The organism is Fluviirhizobium alvei (assembly GCF_030551875.1).
Lineage (GTDB): Bacteria > Pseudomonadota > Alphaproteobacteria > Rhizobiales > Rhizobiaceae > Rhizobium_E > Rhizobium_E alvei.
This window is the reverse complement of sequence record NZ_JAUOZU010000022.1, coordinates 1-18088: the sequence shown is the minus strand read 5'-3', so window position 1 is coordinate 18088 and position 18088 is coordinate 1. Positions and strand designations below refer to the sequence as shown.

The 18088-nt window shown below is 60.4% G+C and carries 18 protein-coding genes; 7 read left to right on the top strand and 11 right to left on the bottom strand.

The features are described from left to right. Positions 1-9 precede the first annotated feature (9 nt). The 5 genes from Q4481_RS22965 to mtnK are packed head-to-tail and all read right to left on the bottom strand — an operon-like array spanning position 10 to position 5420. Positions 10-1125, bottom strand: coding sequence for a RuBisCO large subunit C-terminal-like domain-containing protein (locus Q4481_RS22965; RefSeq protein WP_304378755.1), 1116 nt, complete (start codon positions 1123-1125; stop codon positions 10-12). Next, entirely contained in the window at positions 1125-2126 is a 1002-nt protein-coding gene (locus Q4481_RS22960) for a transketolase family protein (protein ID WP_304378754.1), read from the bottom strand. The genes Q4481_RS22965 and Q4481_RS22960 overlap by 1 nt, the downstream gene beginning before the upstream one ends. After that, positions 2119-3066 carry a transketolase gene (locus tag Q4481_RS22955; RefSeq protein WP_304378753.1) on the bottom strand — a complete coding sequence of 316 codons (948 nt, stop codon included), beginning with the start codon at positions 3064-3066 and terminating at the stop codon, positions 2119-2121. Before Q4481_RS22955 ends, Q4481_RS22960 begins: the two co-directional genes overlap by 8 nt. Positions 3067-3069: 3 nt before the next feature. Further along, positions 3070-4164: an S-methyl-5-thioribose-1-phosphate isomerase gene (mtnA, locus tag Q4481_RS22950; RefSeq protein ID WP_304378752.1), complete on the bottom strand. Its 1095-nt coding sequence runs from the start codon at positions 4162-4164 to the stop codon at positions 3070-3072. Continuing rightward, positions 4161-5420 (bottom strand): S-methyl-5-thioribose kinase, encoded by a 1260-nt coding sequence (gene mtnK / locus Q4481_RS22945; protein WP_304378751.1) that lies wholly within the window; start codon positions 5418-5420, stop codon positions 4161-4163. The genes mtnA and mtnK overlap by 4 nt, the downstream gene beginning before the upstream one ends. A gap of 139 nt (positions 5421-5559) precedes the next feature. Between mtnK and Q4481_RS22940 the strand changes: the two genes are divergently transcribed. Genes Q4481_RS22940 through Q4481_RS22930 form a run of 3 tightly spaced genes read left to right on the top strand, consistent with a single transcriptional unit; the run spans position 5560 to position 9220 of the window. Beyond that, the gene (locus Q4481_RS22940; protein WP_304378750.1) at positions 5560-7089 is read left to right on the top strand and encodes a sugar ABC transporter ATP-binding protein; all 1530 of its coding nucleotides are present in this window, start codon (positions 5560-5562) and stop codon (positions 7087-7089) included. 5 nt (positions 7090-7094) lie between these two features. Then, positions 7095-8114: an ABC transporter permease gene (locus tag Q4481_RS22935; RefSeq protein WP_304378749.1), complete on the top strand. Its 1020-nt coding sequence runs from the start codon at positions 7095-7097 to the stop codon at positions 8112-8114. Positions 8115-8170: 56 nt separating this feature from the next. Then, complete coding sequence (locus Q4481_RS22930; protein ID WP_304378748.1) at positions 8171-9220, top strand: substrate-binding domain-containing protein; 1050 nt, start codon at positions 8171-8173, stop codon at positions 9218-9220. Positions 9221-9351: 131 nt separating this feature from the next. On the opposite strand, the gene Q4481_RS22925 is transcribed toward Q4481_RS22930, so the two are convergent. Continuing rightward, positions 9352-10035 carry a class I SAM-dependent methyltransferase gene (locus tag Q4481_RS22925; protein WP_304378747.1) on the bottom strand — a complete coding sequence of 228 codons (684 nt, stop codon included), beginning with the start codon at positions 10033-10035 and terminating at the stop codon, positions 9352-9354. A gap of 114 nt (positions 10036-10149) precedes the next feature. Here Q4481_RS22925 and Q4481_RS22920 point away from each other — a divergent pair, with 114 nt between their 5' ends. Then, entirely contained in the window at positions 10150-10551 is a 402-nt protein-coding gene (locus Q4481_RS22920; protein ID WP_304378746.1) for an Rrf2 family transcriptional regulator, read from the top strand. Between the two features lie 132 nt (positions 10552-10683). On the opposite strand, the gene Q4481_RS22915 is transcribed toward Q4481_RS22920, so the two are convergent. Beyond that, positions 10684-11391 (bottom strand): SDR family oxidoreductase, encoded by a 708-nt coding sequence (locus Q4481_RS22915; RefSeq protein ID WP_377353627.1) that lies wholly within the window; start codon positions 11389-11391, stop codon positions 10684-10686. Between the two features lie 96 nt (positions 11392-11487). Between Q4481_RS22915 and Q4481_RS22910 the strand changes: the two genes are divergently transcribed. From Q4481_RS22910 to Q4481_RS22900, 3 genes are all read left to right on the top strand, one after another. After that, positions 11488-12117, top strand: a complete 630-nt coding sequence (locus Q4481_RS22910) for a TetR/AcrR family transcriptional regulator (protein WP_304378744.1) — start codon at positions 11488-11490, stop codon at positions 12115-12117. A 222-nt stretch (positions 12118-12339) separates the two neighbouring features. Continuing rightward, positions 12340-12585, top strand: a complete 246-nt coding sequence (locus Q4481_RS22905) for a type II toxin-antitoxin system VapB family antitoxin (RefSeq protein WP_304378743.1) — start codon at positions 12340-12342, stop codon at positions 12583-12585. Next, positions 12585-12998, top strand: a complete 414-nt coding sequence (locus tag Q4481_RS22900) for a type II toxin-antitoxin system VapC family toxin (RefSeq protein WP_304378742.1) — start codon at positions 12585-12587, stop codon at positions 12996-12998. The genes Q4481_RS22905 and Q4481_RS22900 overlap by 1 nt, the downstream gene beginning before the upstream one ends. Before the next feature lie 277 nt (positions 12999-13275). Here Q4481_RS22900 and Q4481_RS22895 read toward each other — a convergent pair whose 3' ends face one another. From Q4481_RS22895 to Q4481_RS22880, 4 genes are all read right to left on the bottom strand, one after another. Beyond that, the gene (locus tag Q4481_RS22895) at positions 13276-15330 is read right to left on the bottom strand and encodes a bifunctional aldolase/short-chain dehydrogenase (protein ID WP_304378741.1); all 2055 of its coding nucleotides are present in this window, start codon (positions 15328-15330) and stop codon (positions 13276-13278) included. 60 nt (positions 15331-15390) lie between these two features. After that, the gene (locus Q4481_RS22890; RefSeq protein ID WP_304378799.1) at positions 15391-16311 is read right to left on the bottom strand and encodes a sugar-binding transcriptional regulator; all 921 of its coding nucleotides are present in this window, start codon (positions 16309-16311) and stop codon (positions 15391-15393) included. 154 nt (positions 16312-16465) lie between these two features. Then, positions 16466-17488 carry an LLM class flavin-dependent oxidoreductase gene (locus tag Q4481_RS22885; protein WP_304378740.1) on the bottom strand — a complete coding sequence of 341 codons (1023 nt, stop codon included), beginning with the start codon at positions 17486-17488 and terminating at the stop codon, positions 16466-16468. Between the two features lie 219 nt (positions 17489-17707). Continuing rightward, on the bottom strand, positions 17708-18088 hold a 381-nt coding region (locus Q4481_RS22880), incomplete at its 5' end, for a hypothetical protein (protein ID WP_304378739.1).

The window sequence follows — 18088 nt, the reverse complement described above, 5'->3', positions numbered from 1 at the left end:
CGGGATCGTTCAGGCTCTTGTCTTTTCCACGAGCGCTCGCGTGGCCGCGACCACACCTTCCGGGGCCCTCAAGAGCGCGCCACCGATCAGGTACATGATGTCATCGCCATAGGCCGATTGCATGGCCTCCACCCGCTCGATCGACATGCCGCCACCTGGGGCCGGCAGTGTCGTCTCAAGATCGCCGAACGGGTCGAGACCGGCGCGGGCGATCGACTGGCATTCCTCGCGGGTGAAACCGAAACGGCCACCAAAATTCGGAAACACCACGGCATCCGCACCCATCAGGCGATGAAGATGGCCGTAATAGAGCGCATGCGAAAAGCCGCAGTCTGGCCCGACCACATTGGCGCCGCCGAAGGCCGGATGGGTAACGATCGGCAGATCGAAATCCGGGTCCGTTGCCAGCTGGTAAGTTACATCCATCCCGGCAAGAGCGGGAGCGACCATGATGGCGCCGGCGCCCGCCTCCTTTGCCTTCCAGGCATTCTCGATCGTCCGACCGCCGGATGCTGTCACGTTCGGAACGAAGGAGCAGGCGCCGCCGGTCGTTGCATTCGCCTCCGCGATTGCTGTGATACAGGCTTTCAGGCGCTCATCGAATGGTGCTGTCTTCTGATTGGCGAGGCCGTGATCGTCCTTGACATAATGCATGCCGCCGAGCGCGAATTCTCCCGCCAGTTTGGCGAGTTCCGCAGTCGAAAGGCCAACCGGCTTGATCGCCGACATCAAAAGCGGCCCTGCCGAAATGCCGGCCCGCGCCCTGAGCCCGTTTGCGCCGAAGCGCGGACCCGGGCAGATCGCCCGGATCCCATCCGAAAGGCCAAGCGACAATGCCTTCACCCCGGCCTTGATCGACGAATTGCCGAAAATGACATTGAGAAGCTGCAGGAAATCGCCGCCGATATCGTCGTCACTGTAGGAGATATCGGCGAGATAGGCGCGATTGTCGCCGGCAGGTTCCAGATGTTCCAGCCGGCCAAGCATCACATCCTCGACATAACCCTTGGGCACCGCATCGCGGGGGATTTCGAGCGTCTGTTCGAGCGCGATGTCGAGTGCCTGGGCGCGTGCGTCGGAAAGGTCGTTCGCCACGATCCGGTAGCGGACGCTGAAACGATCCATCACAGTGCCTCCGCCTTGTGTTCGGAATGAACGAGATCGAGCCGGACCTGGGTAAGTTCGGTCTCGGTGATATCGAGGTTGCGACCCAACACCTGGCCGATGGCCTGGGTGAGCGCAAGCGCATCGAGTCCATATTTGCGCATCAGATAGGGCTTGGAGGCGCCATGCGCGAACGTATCGTCAAGACCGAGACGGCGCAGGCGGATCGCCATGCCTTCCTCGGCCATGATCTCCGCCACCATCGATCCGAGACCGCCATTGATGAGATGGTTCTCGAGCGTGACGACACCCTTCTTGCCCTTGGCTGCGCGAATGAAGCCATCGCGATCGAAGGGTTTGAGCGTCGAAACATGCAGGTGATGCACGGAAATGCCGCGTTCGTTCAAGGGGCCCAGCGCCCGCAGGGCTTCCTCGGTGCAGACGCCGGAGGTCAGCACCAGCACATCGTCGCCCTCGCTCAGGGTCCTGAGCTTGTTGAAGGCAAACGGCGTCGAGAAGAGCCGCGGCACTTCCCCGCGCAGGATGCGGACATAAACCGGACCGTCGATTTCGTCGGCCACCTCGAGCACGGTTTCAACTTCGGTCGCATCACCGCATTCGAGCACGGTCATGTTGGGGATCGCGCGCATGACGGCGATATCCTCGATGGCCTGATGGGTGATGCCGCCGGGCGTGGTGATGCCGGGCAGGAAACCCATCATCCGCACCTTGCGGTTGGAATAGGCGATCGAATTGATCAGCTGGTCATAGGGACGGCGATAGAGAAACACCGCAAATGTGTGGATGAAGGGGCGGAAACCCTGCATGGCCAGACCGCCGGCGAAGGACAGCATCGCCTGCTCGGCCATGCCGAGGGTGACGAACTGGTCCGGATGGCGGTCGCGGAACCCGTCGACCTCGCAGGACGAGGTGAGGTCTGCCGAAAGGCAGAGAACCTCGGGACGGGCGGCAGCAAAGGTTTCGAAGGCGCGGGCATAGGGTCGGGTGACGATCTCAACCATGAGCGGCGTTCCTTTCGATTTCGACGGGATCGAGGCCGAGTTCGCCCGCGATCGCCTTAAGCATTTCGGCGCGCTCGTCCCTGGATTTGAAGCGGACATAGTGCAGGCGCGGGAAGCGGCGCTTGAGGAAATCCATGCCCTGAAAGGGCGATGTATTGGCAAGGATCATCAGCGATTTGCCGCTTTCGGCGCTGGCAACCGCCTTGCGGAAGGCATCGAGGTCGTGCCCGTCGATCGAGCGAACCGGAACGCCAAAGCTTTCGACACGCGCCGGCAGATCGCCGAGATCGAGAACCGACGACATGGCGCCATCGCATTGCTGGCGGTTCACATCGACGACGATGCGGAGATTGTCGATGCCGTGATGGCTGATGGCTGCGAGCGTTTCCCAGGTCTGGCCTTCCTGGAATTCGCCGTCGGACATATAGACCCAGACCTTGCCCGGTTCCGTGCGGCGCGCCCGAGCCCAGGCGATGCCGGCAGCCATGGACAGACCCTGGGCGAGTGAGCCCGTCGTCACTTCCATGCCGGGGCTGTGCTCGGCGCCGATCATTTCGACGGAGGATCCGTCCTTGTTGAAATGATCGAGCGCATTCTCGTCCATGCGGCCGATCTCGATCAGCGCCGAATAGATCACCAGCGCATAGTGGGCCGGCGAGATGATGAAACGGTCATAGTCCGGTGCGAAGGGTCCATGGTAGCCGGCGCCGGTGAAGGCATCCGGATTGGTTGCCGAAGGCACGCCCCGGAACGGCAGCGGAATGCCCGGCAGCGTGGGGGCGCCGAGATTGAGGAACTCGTTATAGAGAATGGCGAGCGATTCGGCGGCCGAGCAGGCCTGGCTGAGATAGCCGCCATTGTGGCGCATCGTGTGGAGGAAGACGCGGCGGCGAATGCCGAGTGCGATCTCTTCCGTCGTCTTGGAATTGAGAGCGGGCATCGATCAGCTCCGTTCGGGAAAAAGGGCCTTGAGCCCCTCGGTCGAGGCGACGGCGATGCCACGCTCGGTGATGAGGCCGGTGATGAGGCGGGCGGGGGTGACGTCGAAGGCCGGGTTGGCGCCGGGCGTGCCCTCGGGCGAAATACGAACGCTCACGGTCTTTCCGTCTTCGGTCTTGCCCTGCACATGGGTAACCTCACGGTCGTCACGCTCCTCGATCGGGATTTCGGCGACGCCGTCATCCACGGTCCAGTCAATGGTGGGCGAGGGCAGGGCGACATAGAAGGGGACGCCATTGTCCTTGGCGGCCAGCGCCTTGAGATAGGTGCCGATCTTGTTGCAGACATCGCCGCGCGAAGTCGTGCGGTCGGTGCCGACGATCACCATATCGACCTCGCCATGCTGCATCAGATGGCCGCCGGCATTGTCGACGATCAGCGTATGCGGCACGCCATGGCCATTCAGCTCCCATGCGGTCAGCTGGGCACCCTGGTTGCGCGGCCGTGTCTCGTCGACATAGACATGCACCGGAATGCCTTCCTCTGTCGCAAGATAGATCGGCGCCGTTGCCGTGCCGTAATCGACTGTCGCCAGCCAGCCGGCATTGCAATGGGTGAGAATATTGACCGGTTCGCCGGGTTTTTTGGTGGCGGCGATCTTGCGGATCACTTCGAGGCCGTTGCGGCCGATCGAACGGTTGAGCTCGACATCCTCGTTGGCAATCTCGAAGGCGCGTTCATAGGCACGGGCGGCGCGGTCGCCTTCGGCCAGCGGCTTCAGCGTCGCCAGCATCTCATTGAGCGCCCAACGCAGGTTGATTGCAGTCGGTCGCGTCTCGTTTAGATATTCCCAGGTCTTTTCGAGATGAGCATCGGAAGCATCCTCGGCGGCGGCAATCGCCATGCCATAGGCGGCGGTGACCCCGATCAGCGGCGCACCGCGCACCCACATGTCGCGGATGGCGACCGCCACCTGCTCGACATTGCGCAGGTTGACGATGCGGAATTCATGCGGCAGCCAGCGCTGGTCGATGATGTCGATGGTGCGACCGTCATCATTCAGCCAGATCGTTCGATAATGGCGGTTTCCGACTTTCATTGGACGATCTCCTGTTCAAGGCGCTCCGCCAGGGTTGCGAGATCGGCGGGCGAATGGATGCGCGTGCGATTGACCGCGATATGACGGCCGAATTTAAGAGCCTTGGTCTCGCAGGCGGCCCGTTTGGCTTCATCGGCAATGGTTTCGAAATCGGCATTGTGAGCCAGGCCGAGAATACGGCGGTGCATTTCTACCCCGGCAAAGCCCAGCATGTCGGTCCAGATGTCGTGAATCACACCATGCAGCGCCTGTTCCGATGCGAGGCGATCGTTGCGATCCTCAAACAGGCTTGCCTGATAAAGGATGCCGCGCCGCTCTTCATGCCAGAGGCGGGTGAACTCGATTGTAAATGTGGTCCAGATTTCCTCGACCGTATCGAGCAGATAGGCCCGCATCGCATCACGAGGACCATGGGCCTCATGGCCCGATTGCGAGAAATAGCTCATCCAGAAATTGGCGATCAGCATGCCGACATCGAAGGCCATCGGCCCATAGAAGGCGAATTCCGGATCGATGACGCGGGTATCGTCCATCGTCACCATCACCGAGCCGGTATGCAGGTCGCCATGCAGCAGCGTTTCGGCCTTGGCGGCGAAGAGATGCTTCATCCGCTGCGCTTCCACCTTCATGTCGCGGTCGGCGCGCAGTTCGGTGACGATGGCTTCAAGCCCCGGCGTATGGCGGTTGAGCGGCGCCTCGAAATAGGGATCGGAAAAGACCAGGTTTTCGGTGATGTCGCAAAGTTCGACATTGTCGGCAAAGAGCGCCAGGTCCGCCTTCCGCTTGCGTGTTTCCATCGCAAGATCGGAACCGCGAAAGAGGGTGCGGGCAATGAAATTGCCGAGATCGCGACCGATCTTCGGCAGCTGCTGTCCCTCGATCAGGGCGCGGCGCAGGATGATGTGCGGCGACAGGAATTCCATGACGATGATAGCCTGGGCCTCATCGAAATGAAAGATCTCCGGCACCATTCCAGGGTCGCGTTCGGCCTGCCGGATCAGGGCATGATATTCGAAAAACGACCGCTTGAGCGGTAGAGGCCAGCTTTCGCCGACCAGCCGCACATAGGGCAGCGCCTGCTTGACGATCACCGCGCCGGCTGCGCCGCGCACGATGAAGACAAGGTTGAGATTGCCATCGCCCACCTCGTCGACGGACCATGCGGATGGATCATCGCCGACGCGCTGCCGGATGGCAGCTTCCTGCCCGAGACGGACAGGCAGGGTACTGACGGTCAAGGCTTCGAAAGCGGACATCGCTCTTCCTCCCAAATAGCTTGCAAGGGTGCTCCCGACACCCTTCTCGCTTTCTGTTATGCGCGCACTCTGTCAAATGTCAATGGGCTTGACATTTGACGATCATCCGCAATAGCATCGATTTCGGGTGGAGGAAAATATGGACGAAACTGCTGTTTTTCGTATCCAGGGCGTGCGCAAGTCGTTCGGACCGGTCCGGGTTCTGGACGGGGTGGAGCTGACGATTCCGGCCGGCAAGGTGACCGTGCTGATGGGCGCCAACGGTGCTGGCAAATCGACGCTCGTGCGCATCATCTCGGGCGTCTATTCCGCCGATTCCGGATCGATTCTCCTCGACGGCCAGCCCTTTTTTCCGCAGACGCCAGCCGAAGCGCTGCGAGCCGGCGTGGTGACCGTGCACCAGAACATCAATGATGGCGTCGTGGCCGATCTCGATGTCGCCACCAATCTCACGCTCGATCGTCTCAACGGAAAAGGCGCTCGCACGCTCTTCAATCCGCGCCGTGTCCGGCGCGAGGCGAAGGTGGCGGCAGAGCGCATGGGCCTCAATCTCGACATGAGCGCCAATGTCTCCGACCTTTCGCTTGCCGACCGGCAGATGGTGGCGATCGCACGCGCCATGATGCATGAGCCGCGGGTGATGATCCTCGACGAACCGACCTCGTCGCTTTCGTCGGCAGAAGCTGACCGGCTGTTCGCCTTCATCGACACGCTGCGCGCGCGTGGCGTCGCCATTCTCTATATTTCACATCGCATGTCCGACATCCGGCGTCTGGCCGACCGCATCGTGTCCTTGCGCGATGGACGTATTGCCGGGGTCTTCGATGGGCCGACGCTGGATTACGAAGGCGCCGTCGATGCCATGCTGGGCCGCTCGTCCTCGCAGAACCGCGTCGATGTCCGCCCGGGCACCGCACCGGTCTTTGCTGCCGAGGGCTTGAAGCTCGCGCCGCATGCGCAACCTTTCTCGCTTAAGCTTGGTGCCGGCGAAGTGGTGGCCATCACCGGCCTCGTCGGCGTCGGAAAATCGGCGCTTGCCGAAGCTCTGTTCGGCCTGACGCCGCCGGTTGCTGGGCAGATGACGCTCGATGGCTCAGCCTATCACCCGGCCACGCCGCGCGAGGCGATCAATCGCGGCGTCTTCATGGTCGCCAAGGATCGCGGCATCAACGGCATCGTGCCGGATTTCCCGATCTACCAGAATATGAGCCTGCCGTTCCTCAGGCACTTTTCCTGGCTTTCGGTCATGTCGCGCCGCAAGGAGCAGGCGAGCGCCCGCCAGCAGATCGCCGAACTCGGCGTCGTCTGCCGGTCCGAACATGACGAGCTTTCGACCTTGTCGGGCGGCAATCAGCAGAAGGTCATGGTGGGGCGCTGGCTGTCGAAGGCTTCGCGGCTCCTCATTCTCGATGAACCGTTCCAGGGCGTCGATATCGCCGCCCGCCGCGATATCGGCAACAAGCTGCGCCAGTCGGCCGGCGATCGCGCCACGCTGGTTTTCCTGACCGAGCTCGATGAAGCTTTTGAAATTGCCGATCGCATCCTCGTCATGTCGGAACATACGATCGTCGGCGAACATATCAATGACAGGCCCGATGTCGAAAAAATGCTGGCCCAGATTGCCGGCTATCACCACGGGCAACAGCAGAATTCCAGGGAGTTTGTTTAAGCATCATGTCGGCTCCGTCAAACAACAACAATTCCGCGCGCCAGCTGGCGATCCGCTACGGATTTCTCGTTCTCCTGATTGCACTGGTGCTGTTCTTCAGCGTCCAGACGGACGGATTTGCCTCGCCGCAGAGCGCGGTCTTCATCCTGCAGTCGGTGGCCATCACCGGTATCCTCGCGCTCGGCGTCACCGCGACGCTTGTCGTCGGCGGTTTCGACCTGTCGATCGGATCGGTCGCGACCACCGCCATGATGGCATCGGCCTATGTGATGGTCGTCATGGGCGGCGATGCATTGACGGCAACATTGGTGTGCCTGGCGATCGGCGTCCTTGTCGGCCTGATCAACGGCGTGCTCATCGTCTATATGCGGGTGCCGGATCTTCTGGCGACGCTCGGCATGATGTTTTTGCTCGTCGGCCTGCAGCGCATTCCGACCGAAGGCCGCTCGATTGCCACCGGCATGACCATGCCTGACGGCAGTGCCGCGACCGGCACCTTCAGCCCGAGCTTTCTGGCGCTGGGCCGTCACCGGTTCGATTTCATCCTGCCGAACCTGCTGCCGGTCTCGGTGGTGGTGCTGATCGTGCTGGCGATCCTGATCTGGTTCTTTCTCGAATATACCCGCTTCGGCCGCATGATGTATGCGGTGGGGTCCAATGAGCGCGCCGCACAGCTCGCCGGTGCGCCGGTCAACCGCTACAAGATCGGCGCCTATGTGATCTCCGGCGTCTTCGCCTCGATCGGCGGCATCCTGATGGCGGCCCGTCTCGGCCGCGGCGATATCGCCTCGGGCAATAACCTGCTGCTCGATTCCGTGGCGGCTGCGCTGATCGGCTTTGCCGTTCTCGGCGCGGCCAAGCCCAATGCTTTCGGCACCGCCATCGGTGCGCTCTTCGTCGGCATCCTGCTGCAGGGCCTGACGATGATGAACGCCCCCTATTACACGCAGGATTTCGTCAAGGGTGCTGTCCTTGTCGTGGCCCTCGTCTTCACATTCGCGCTGTCGCAACGCAGCCGGAAATAGGGGGCACGCCCCCCGACGCATGCCTTGGAGGAAACCAAATGGAGGAGACTAAAAACATGTCCTTTACCCGTAGAACGTTCGGCAAGCTTGCCGCCGGCCTGATGGCCGCCACCGCCTTTGCCGGCAGCGCGCTTGCTGCCGATATGCCGGCGCCGTTCAATGACCCCGGCAAGGTCAAGATCGCGCTCGTGCGTTATCTCTCGACCGGCGACTTCTTCCAGTCCTATCTCTCGGGCGTCGAAGCCCAGGCGAAGGCACTCGGCGTCGATCTGCGCGTGCTCGACAGCCGCCAGGATGCCGCTCTGCAGGCCGACATGGTCGACCAGGCGATTGCGCTCGGCGTCAACGGCATCATCATCCAGCACGGCCTGACGGAATCGATGAAGGAAGCCGCCCAGCGCGCGGTCGACGCCGGCATCAAGGTCGTCGCCTTCGACGTCAATGTCGAAAACGACAAGATCCCGCAGGTCGAACAGTCAGACCGTGACCTTGCCCGCCTCGCGCTCGAGCAGGCGATCAAGGACAATGGCGAAAGCTGGAATGCCGGCTATGTCTATGTTGCCGGTATCGCGCCGCTCGACCGCCGCGACGAGACCTGGAAGGAATTCAAGGCCAAGTATCCGGGCATCAAGGAAAAGGCGATGTTCGGCACGCTCGACAACCCGATCGCCAACTCGGTTGCCAACCAGGCCCGTTCGGTCATCTCGGCCAATCCGGATATCACGGTGATGTTCGCCCCCTATGACGAATTCGCCAAGGGCGTGAAGATCGCCGTCGATGAAGCTGGCCTCTCTTCGAGCGTGAAGATCTATTCGGCCGACATTTCGACCTCCGACATCGCTGCCATGCGCGAGCCGGGCTCGGCCTGGGCGGCAACCGCTGCCACCAACCCGGCCGTCGTCGGTCAGGTCTCGGTGCGTGCGCTCGCCATGATGCTGGCCGGTGAAGATCCGGGCCACAATGTGGTGGTTCCGCCGACGCTGATCACCCAGAAGGACCTGAACGACAACGACATCAAGAACATGGAAGAACTCTCGGCCAAGCTGCCGCAGTTCGCCCATGCCGATGTGGCCGTTCCCGCCTGGATGCCGCTGCCGGGCAAGTGATCATAGGGTTTTCCCTAGGACTGGCGGCTCTTCGGAGCCGCCTTTTTTCGTTTGGGGGGCTCCCGAGTCCATGATCAAACCAATCGCGAAAGGTTGTCGGAATTCGGCCCCTTCGAGTAATCAGGACAGCGTCAATAGGGGGCAGTCATGACCCAGCCGCGAAATGAAAATGCGGCAAAAAACATTTCGGGGGCACGGAACCCCGCCGCCAGAAACCCCGCTTCCTCCTCACCCGGTGTGAGGAGCGGCAGCAGCTGCGCCATCGTTTTGGCCGATGCTGCAATCGTGTCCGCATTTCTCCCGGCAACCCCGGAATATGCTGCAGAGCGCGCCAGCCATTTTTCTGCCTCGCCATTGGGTGCAGTGTGATGAGCCGCAACGAAGACACTGCCTGGCTTCAACCGCCTGCGAATCTCGACAAGCGTCTGTAATCTTTCTTCTCTGTTGAGGAAGTGAAGGGTGAGGAGGCAAACCGCGCCATCAAAGGGACCGGGCGGGGCATCCACTGCTGTTCCAAGTATAAGATCGGTTCGCGCGGCGTAAGGTGACGTTGTATTCCGTGCAACTTCCAACATGTTCGGTGAGGGGTCTACGCCGATGAACTGCCAGTTTGGACGAGCGATTGCCATCGCCTGGATTTCCAGACCGCCTCCCGCTCCGATGACGAGTATAGTTGAAGATGCCGATGCGCGCTCCGAAACGAGCTGTGTGGTCATGTCGTGAAGCGCCGCCAAAGCCGGGACTTTGCGCGGCGTGTCGAGCACATAGGCCGAAACAGAGCCGGGGTCTGTAAATGGGGTGAATTTGGTGTCCATGCCAACGAGTAGCCTTATGTAACAGATGAAGATACATAACATGATGTGGTTTCATGTAGCAACAAATGATACATGAATCTGCATAACTTGTTGCGACAGATGCAGGGGCAAGCGATGAACAAAGACACAAGATTGTCGGACGTACTGCATGTGCTGTTGCACATGGGACAGGTTGATGGAGCGCTCACCTCGGAAGAACTGGCCAAGACAATGGGAACAAACCCGGCGGTATTCCGACGAACTATGGCCGGGCTTCGCAAGGCGGGTTATGTCAAATCCTTCAAGGGTCACGGTGGTGGCTGGCAGCTTAACCGACCACTTCGCGAAATCACCTTGCTGAATGTCTACGAAGCCCTCAACCGGCCAACCCTATTCGCAATTGGCTCTCGTAGCAGGCACCCGGACTGCGTGATCGAACAAAATGTAAATTCCGCGCTCTCAAGCACCTTGCTGCGTGCAGAGAGCCTGCTTCTTGAACGTTTCGGAGAGATCACTCTAGACGTCTTAATCCCGTAGATGATCACCCCGCAAAGCATGGATCGCTGCAATTGACGGGTACTGCGACGACCACGAGTTCGTTGGTATGCCGACCCAAGGTATCCGCTTGCGCCATGGGTGGGGTGCCCCACCCATGACGGGCAGGATTGATTACCAGGCGACTTCGCCCTGCGGTTCGACGAAGCGACCCGAAACCGCATCATCGCCAAGCAGGGCATACTGCACAGGCAGCCGCGCACCTTCGGCTGGGGTCATGAAGCCCTGTCCGCCTGTAAGATCCGTTCTCACGTAGCCGGGCGCAACCGCGTTGACGACGATCTGTGTGTTCTTCAACTCCGCTGCCAGCTGTACTGTCAGCATGTTGAGTGCGGCCTTCGAAGCGTTATATCCAATGAGACGTGCCTCATAGTAGGGCGACGTCGGATCACCGTTTACTGTCAAAGACGCAAGGGTCGTTGACAAGTTAACGATGCGGCCGGCTTTCGACAATCGCAGCAACGGAAGCATGGCCTGTGTCACACACAGGGTCCCGATGAAGTTCGTTTCGATGAGCCGCCGAACTGCGGCGGCAGTCGCCTTTGACGGGGGGCCATCCTCGGCATCGACAATTCCCGCATTGTTTACAAGAATATCGAGGCGACCATACTTCGCGAGAATCGTGTTGGCAGCCGAAGCGATAGTGTTTTCCTTGTTGATATCCAACTCGATGGATTCGGCCTTCAATCCAGCTTCAGTCAGCTCTCTTGTCGCCGCTTGGCCGAGGCGCAAAACACGCGCGCCCATGATGACGGTAACGCCTGCTTCGGCAAGTTGGCGCGCAATCTCGCGCCCAATGCCCTTGTTAGCGCCGGTGACCAAGGCAATCTTCGTTATGTTATCCATTGTTGTCCTTCCTTATGTTGGCGTATTGCCTAAGAAAATATATGAAGGATGCTTCGCATTTTGGATTCGCATATGGACATCACAGCCCCTCGACATCTGAAAGCCCGCAAAAGACCGCGTCAGGCGCGCTCAGCCTCGACGGTGGACGCCATTTTTGAGGCGACTATTCAGGTTTTGATCAGTGGCGGGACCCAACGGCTAACCACCACGCGGGTGGCGGAGCGGGCCGGCGTTTCCGTCGGCACGATGTACCAGTATTTTCCGCACAAGCAGGCCCTTCTTTATGCGCTTAACGAACGATATCTCGATCTGTTGGCCGAACGCATGGAGAACGTATGCCGCAGTCAACATGGGAAAACATCGAGGGAAATGATCGAGGCGCTCGTTAACGCCTATTGGGAGGCAAAGACGGAGCGGAGCGATGTGACGCGGGCGCTTTACAGTTCCGCAGTTGAACTTGATAACGAGGCGCTGATCGACGCTTTTGCCAAGCGGATGGACGCGGCGACCCAGGAAATGCTGCGGAGCGCTCCATCTGCGCAATATAAGGACATCCAGCTTATAGAAATTACGCTGCTGTCCGTGATTTTCGGGACTGTTCGGAACGTTTTTGAGCGCAATCTGCCTGTCAAAGAACAGGCGGCGATCCGCGAACAGCTCATAGCGATGTGCTTGTCTTATCTGCAGTCCTGCGGCGGTTGAGATCCGATAGCTGAGCTTGCTTCACAGCCGCAGCTTTGCTCTATCTTCGGTTGCTATCTGTTTTTGCGACCCTCTGAGCAGATTGCTCCCTACCGCATCACCTCCTCAATGTTCCCCCATCCAATGTCTTCCCCTCCTTGGTGTTGCGATCGACCTTGCTGCTTGCCTCCTTGATACCCAAGATATACAATGATGATATCAATATATCTCATGGAGATATCCATGCCTCTCTTCATCCGCGATGATGCCGTTGATGCTCTTGCCTCCGAGCTGCAAAAGGCACTGAAAACACCGTCAAAGACAGCTGCCGTGCGGCAGGCGTTGGCCAATGAGCTTGCCCGGTCGAGGCAAAAGCTTCCGTTGCGCCAGAGGATTGCAAAATCGCAGGCTATGGCTGCCGCTATCGGTGAGGTCGATCCTGATTTCGATCTCAAGGCATTTTCGGATGAAATGTGGGGCGACGACTGATGTTTCTCGACGCTTCCATCATCGTTGCTGTCATCGCCAGAGAGGAAGGATGGGAGGAGATCGTCAAACTATTGGAAACAGTGGATGGTGGCTTTACCATTTCTCCCATTGTGCGATTTGAAGCGGTTCTCGGTCTGGCCAGGAAATTCAGCGCCGGTGGTACGAAGCGGCAGGCGATCGAGGCCTCAGGGCTGGCGGTCGATGAGTTCCTTACAGCCATTCAGGCGGTTGAGGCAGGCATAACGCCGGACGTGGGTCGATTGGCGGTCGATGCAGCGATGACCTATGGAAAAGTTGTCAACCATCCGGCGGCGCTCAATTTCGGTGATTGCTTCAGCTATGCCTGTGCCAAGGCACAGCAGGTTGCGCTGGGCTACAAGGGCAATGACTTTGCCTTGACTGATCTGGCCTGATGGGTCGTCGGCGCGCAGGCGTGCCCGTGGCACCCCCTCTGCCCTGCCGGGAATCTCCCTCTTGAGGGGGGAGATCGGCCGGGGTCACGATCCTCGCCCAGCCATTGACGTTGCTGCCTTGGGAAGCCGGCGCGGCTATGTAATCTCTCCCCTTGAGGGGGAGATGTCCGGCAGGGCAGAGGGGGGTGAAGGGTTCACTCATAGCAACATGAAAACCCCTCATCCGGCCCTCCGGGCCACCTTCTCCCCAAGGGGAGAAGAGGGCGTGTGCCGCCCCCTACCGCAACACGGCTGCGATATTGCCGCCATCGACCGTCGTCACGTCGCCGGTCGTGCGTTCGGCAAGCGCCTGATGCACGAAGGCCTGGGCGACATGGTCGGCGGTGACTTCCTGATGCAGCAGGTTGCCCGCCATATAGTCTTCCACCGAAACGCCGCGGGATTTCGAGCGCGAACCGATCATCTCGTCATTGAGCAGGCCGGAGCGGATACGGTCGGGGTTGACGGCGTTAACGCGGATGCCATCCTTGCCGTGCTCGAGCGCATATTGCCGCGACAGGAACAGAAGGGCGGCCTTCGGCAGGCCATAGGCGCCGAAATTCGGGCCCGGATTGACCGCCTGCTTGGAGACGTTGAACAACAGGCAGCCGCCGGTCTTCTGCGCTTTCATGATGCGCACGGCATTCTGCGCCACGGTCTGGTGGCTGAAGAAGTTGAGCTCGAAACTCTTGCGCAGCGTTGCCTCGTCGAGCGTCGCAATCGCGCCTTCCCAGGCGGCTCCGGCATTGGAAATCACGATATCGACACCGCCATAGGTGCGGACGGCGTGATTGAAGGCGGCCCGCACCGATGCAGGATCGGTGACATCCGAGGCGAGCCCTATCGACAGGTTGCCGGCGGCCTTGGCAACGGCGGCAGCCTTCTCGCCATCGAGATCGAGCACCACGACATGGGCGCCTTCGCGGGCGAAGGCCTTGGCCACGGCAGCCCCGATGGCGCCGGCGCCGCCGGTGACGACCGCGACCTGACCGGTGAAGGGTTTGGGCTTGGCGCCGGCGAGTTTCGCCTGTTCGAGCGACCAATATTCGAGGTCGAAGAGATCAGGCTTGCTTACCGGCTCGAAACGGCCGATCGATTCCGCATCGCGGGCGGTCTCGATCCAGGTCTCGGCAACGTCGGCGGCGATTTTCGCGTCTTTCAACGTGCGGCCATGGCCGAAGAGGCCAAGCCCCGGCACCAGCGTCAGCCGCGGCATCGGGTCGAGCATGATTTTCTTCACACCATCGCGGCCGTCATTGGCGTTGAAATAGGCGGTGTAATCCTCGATGAAGCCGGCAACGCGGGCATCGATTTCCGCACCGTAAGTGTCGAGCTTCGACGCATCGGGTGCGGGAAGTACCATCGGTCCGGTCTTGATGCGGATCGAAAGATCGGGCGTCGACACGCCACGGCGGGCCATGTCTTCGACCTCGACGGCATTGACGAAGGCGAGGATCTCCGGCGAACTGCGGAATTCGCTCACCATCCGGTCGAAACTGCCGGCACCCTTGGCCACGGCCACCGCACCGCGCAGCATCGGCGCGATCTCCTCGGGCTTTGCAAGCGTTGCGGGCAGGGTCACGGGCGTGAACGGGTTCTTGCCATGTGTGCGGACATAGTCCTCCGCCAGCGTGACATAATGGATCATCCGGTCATAGGCTTCGCGCGCGGTGGCGCCGAAGGTGAAGATGCCGTGCTTGTCGAGGATCAGGCCTTCGACGCTCGGATCCTGATCATAGACGTCGGCAGCCAGCTTGGCGAGGTCGAAGCCCGGCATCACATAGGGCACATAGCCCATCTTCGGGCCGAAAACCGCCTTGCTGCGTTCGATGCTGTCGGCAAGATCGGCGATCGCCAGCACGCCGGTCGAATGGGTGTGATCGACGAACTTGTGCGGGATGAATGCATGCAGCAGCGCCTCGACCGACGGGTTGGGGGAGGCGGGATCGACAAGGTTGGCGCGCTGGAGCGTCACCATATCCTCGTCCGAGAGCCGGTCGAGCTTGCGGGCCTTGAGAAGAGGCGCGATCTTCACCGCCGGCAGGCCTGCCGGTTCGATCGTACCCATGTCCCAGCCAGACCCCTTGACGCAGAGAACCTCATGCACGTCGCCGACCAGATCGGTGACGGTGGTCTTGACGGATGTGTTGCCGCCGCCATGCAGCACCAGCCGCGGTTCGCCGCCCAGCAGCCGCGTCGTATAGGTACGCAGGGCCAGATCGCGGTTGATGCCGAGCTTGCCGTATTTTTCGACATAGGCTTCGGCTTCATCGTCGCGCCAGAGATTGTCCATCCATTCCTCCATGAGAATTCGTCCGGGCAATGGCCCGGTTGTGCGGTCAAGTGACCGGGTTCAGCTTTGGAAACGTTGCATCAGCCGCTGGCCCATCGAGGCGGTCACGATCAGATGCGAGGCCAGCCCGCCCCTGATGGCGGCGACCAGCGGTTCGAATTTGGACTCTTCCTGCACCACCATCATCCGCTTGGGGATGGCGCGAATGGAAGAGAGATCAGCAGAAATGCAGCGGCGATTGTGGGCACAATCCATCGGCTGGCCATCGCCGTCGATCAGCTGGCCGGCAATGACGCCGGCGGCGCCGAGGCGGCCCATTTCCTGCATTTCGGCGGCCGAAAGCGCGCCGCATTTGACAAGATGGCTGTCATCCTCGATGCCGCCCACGGAATAGAGCGCCAGCTGGCAATCGGCAATCGAGGCGAGCTGTTCCTGGATCACCGGTTCGGCGCGCAGTTCGGCGGCCAGCCGTTCGGAACTCAAGACCAGCGGTGCATAGATGTTGATACCCTCGGCATTCAGCCGGCGGGCAATTTCCGTCGTGCACTGGTCGGGGCGGTAATCGTAAGGGGCGCCAAGATTGCCGCAGAGCTGGACGACGGTGACGCCATGCAGATCGGCAAAGGGCATCACATCGGCGATATGATAGACCGTGCGGCCCCAGGCCACACCGACGCGATCGCCCTTTTCGATCAGGTCGAGAAAGACGGTGGCGGCAAGAACCGGCATTTCGGACGCGGGATCGAGCGCCTGGCGGTCTTCCGGAACGATCCAGACCGATTTGAGGCCAAGCAGATCCTCAAGCTCGCGGGCCAGCGTCTCATGCTGAAAGAGCGAGGTCGACGTGGTAATGTTGACGATGCCGGATTCGCGGGCGCGCCTGAGATAGAGCGCCACGGAGGCCCGCGATATATCCAGCTGTTTGGCCACTTCGTCCTGGCGCAAACCATGCATATAGTAGAGCCATGCCGCCTTGTGCATGATCTGGTCGCTTGGGCGCACCGTTCCCTCCCTCGTTCCTCATTTTGACAATAGTCGAGGGCATTAGAAAAAGTCAAACCATTTGCGAGGGTCGCTGCATCCCGGAGGCATTTGACCTCCGGGTCCGGCAATCATAAAGGCTCGTTCCGAACGATCAGCGCCAGCCGAGCGCTGGCGCGACATGCTTGAGGATCGCCTCGATCACATGGGCATTGTAATCGACGCCGAGCTGGTTAGGAACGGTGAGAAGCAGCGTATCGGCTTCCGCGATGCCCTCGTCCTCCTTGAGCTGACGGATCAGCTCTTCCGGTTCGGCTGCATAGGATCGGCCGAAGATGGCTCTCGTCTTGTCATCGATATAGCCGATCGAATCCTGCTCCTTGCCGCCGCGGCCGAAATAGGCCCGGTCGCGATCGTCGACGAGCGCGAAGATGCTGCGGCTCACAGAGACGCGCGGCGTGCGCGTGTGACCGGCTTCCTTCCAGGCCTCACGATAGGCGCGGATCTGCTTGGCCTGCTGGATGTGGAAAGGCTCACCCGTTTCGTCGTTCTTCAATGTGGAACTCTGCAGATGCATACCGAGCCGAGCGGCCCAGATGGCGGTGGCATCCGAGCCGGCACCCCACCAGATCCGCTCGCGCAATCCTTCCGAATAGGGCTCGAGCCGGAGAAGGCCGGGCGGGTTGGGAAACATCGGTCGCGGATTGGGCTGGGCGAAACCCTGGCCTGTCAGAGCTTCGAGAAAGACTTCGGCATGGCCGCGGCCCATATCGGCGTCGCTTTCACCCTCTGCGGGCTGATAGCCGAAATAGCGCCAGCCATCGATCACCTGTTCTGGCGAACCACGGCTGATGCCGAGCTGCAGGCGTCCGCCGGCGATCAGATCGGCCGCGCCGGCATCTTCCGCCATATAAAGCGGGTTCTCATAGCGCATGTCGATAACACCGGTGCCGATCTCGATCTTCTTGGTCTTGGCGCCAACAGCCGCAAGCAGCGGAAAGGGCGAGGCGAGCTGGCGGGCGAAGTGATGGACGCGGAAATAGGCGCCATCGGCGCCGAGTTCTTCGGCGGCGACAGCCAGATCGATCGATTGCAGCAGCGCATCGGCCGCCGAACGGGTTTGCGATTGTGGGGAAGGGGTCCAGTGCCCGAAGGACAGAAATCCGATTTTCTTCATGTAAGGTACCTTTGTTGTTCGTGTCTTCCTAGCACAGATGGGGTGTGGCCGGGGATTGGGAAGGGGTTGAACGCTGTGTTCGGAGCTCTCTCGGGCGGCCCCTTATAGAGATCTCGACAGTCTCATCACGGCCTGCTTAGCGGGACGCCGGAAGTTCTCTGGTTGGACAAGGCGGGCTCAAGGGGGAACGAGCGTCGATGGTCGCTACCCAGGCGCGATTTATCCGGTGCAAAATCCACCAAAACGGGCGTTTGTGAAAATGTCATCAAAATATCTCTTTAATTTCAATAACATGTCATTTTTCTTGCGGTTCCTGTAATTGTGTTGTTGACAGCAAAAAGAGCCCGTCTTATAAGCCGCGACATCGAAGGGGGCGGCGGTTGCTTCTAGCGGCTGCGGCGCTCGCTCCGGGGATTGGGTTTCGGCCTGGTTGACCGGGGAACAGATAGAGAAGTGATTGCCTGAAATGGTTGATTGCTTTGGCCGGGTTTGACAGGGATGTTGGGTCTGGGGACGATTTATCGTCAGTTCTTTGAGATTGTAGGATAGGAAGAAAGAGAGACGTGGACGGCGGGTGTCTGCGGTGGCTTTAGGCTTTAG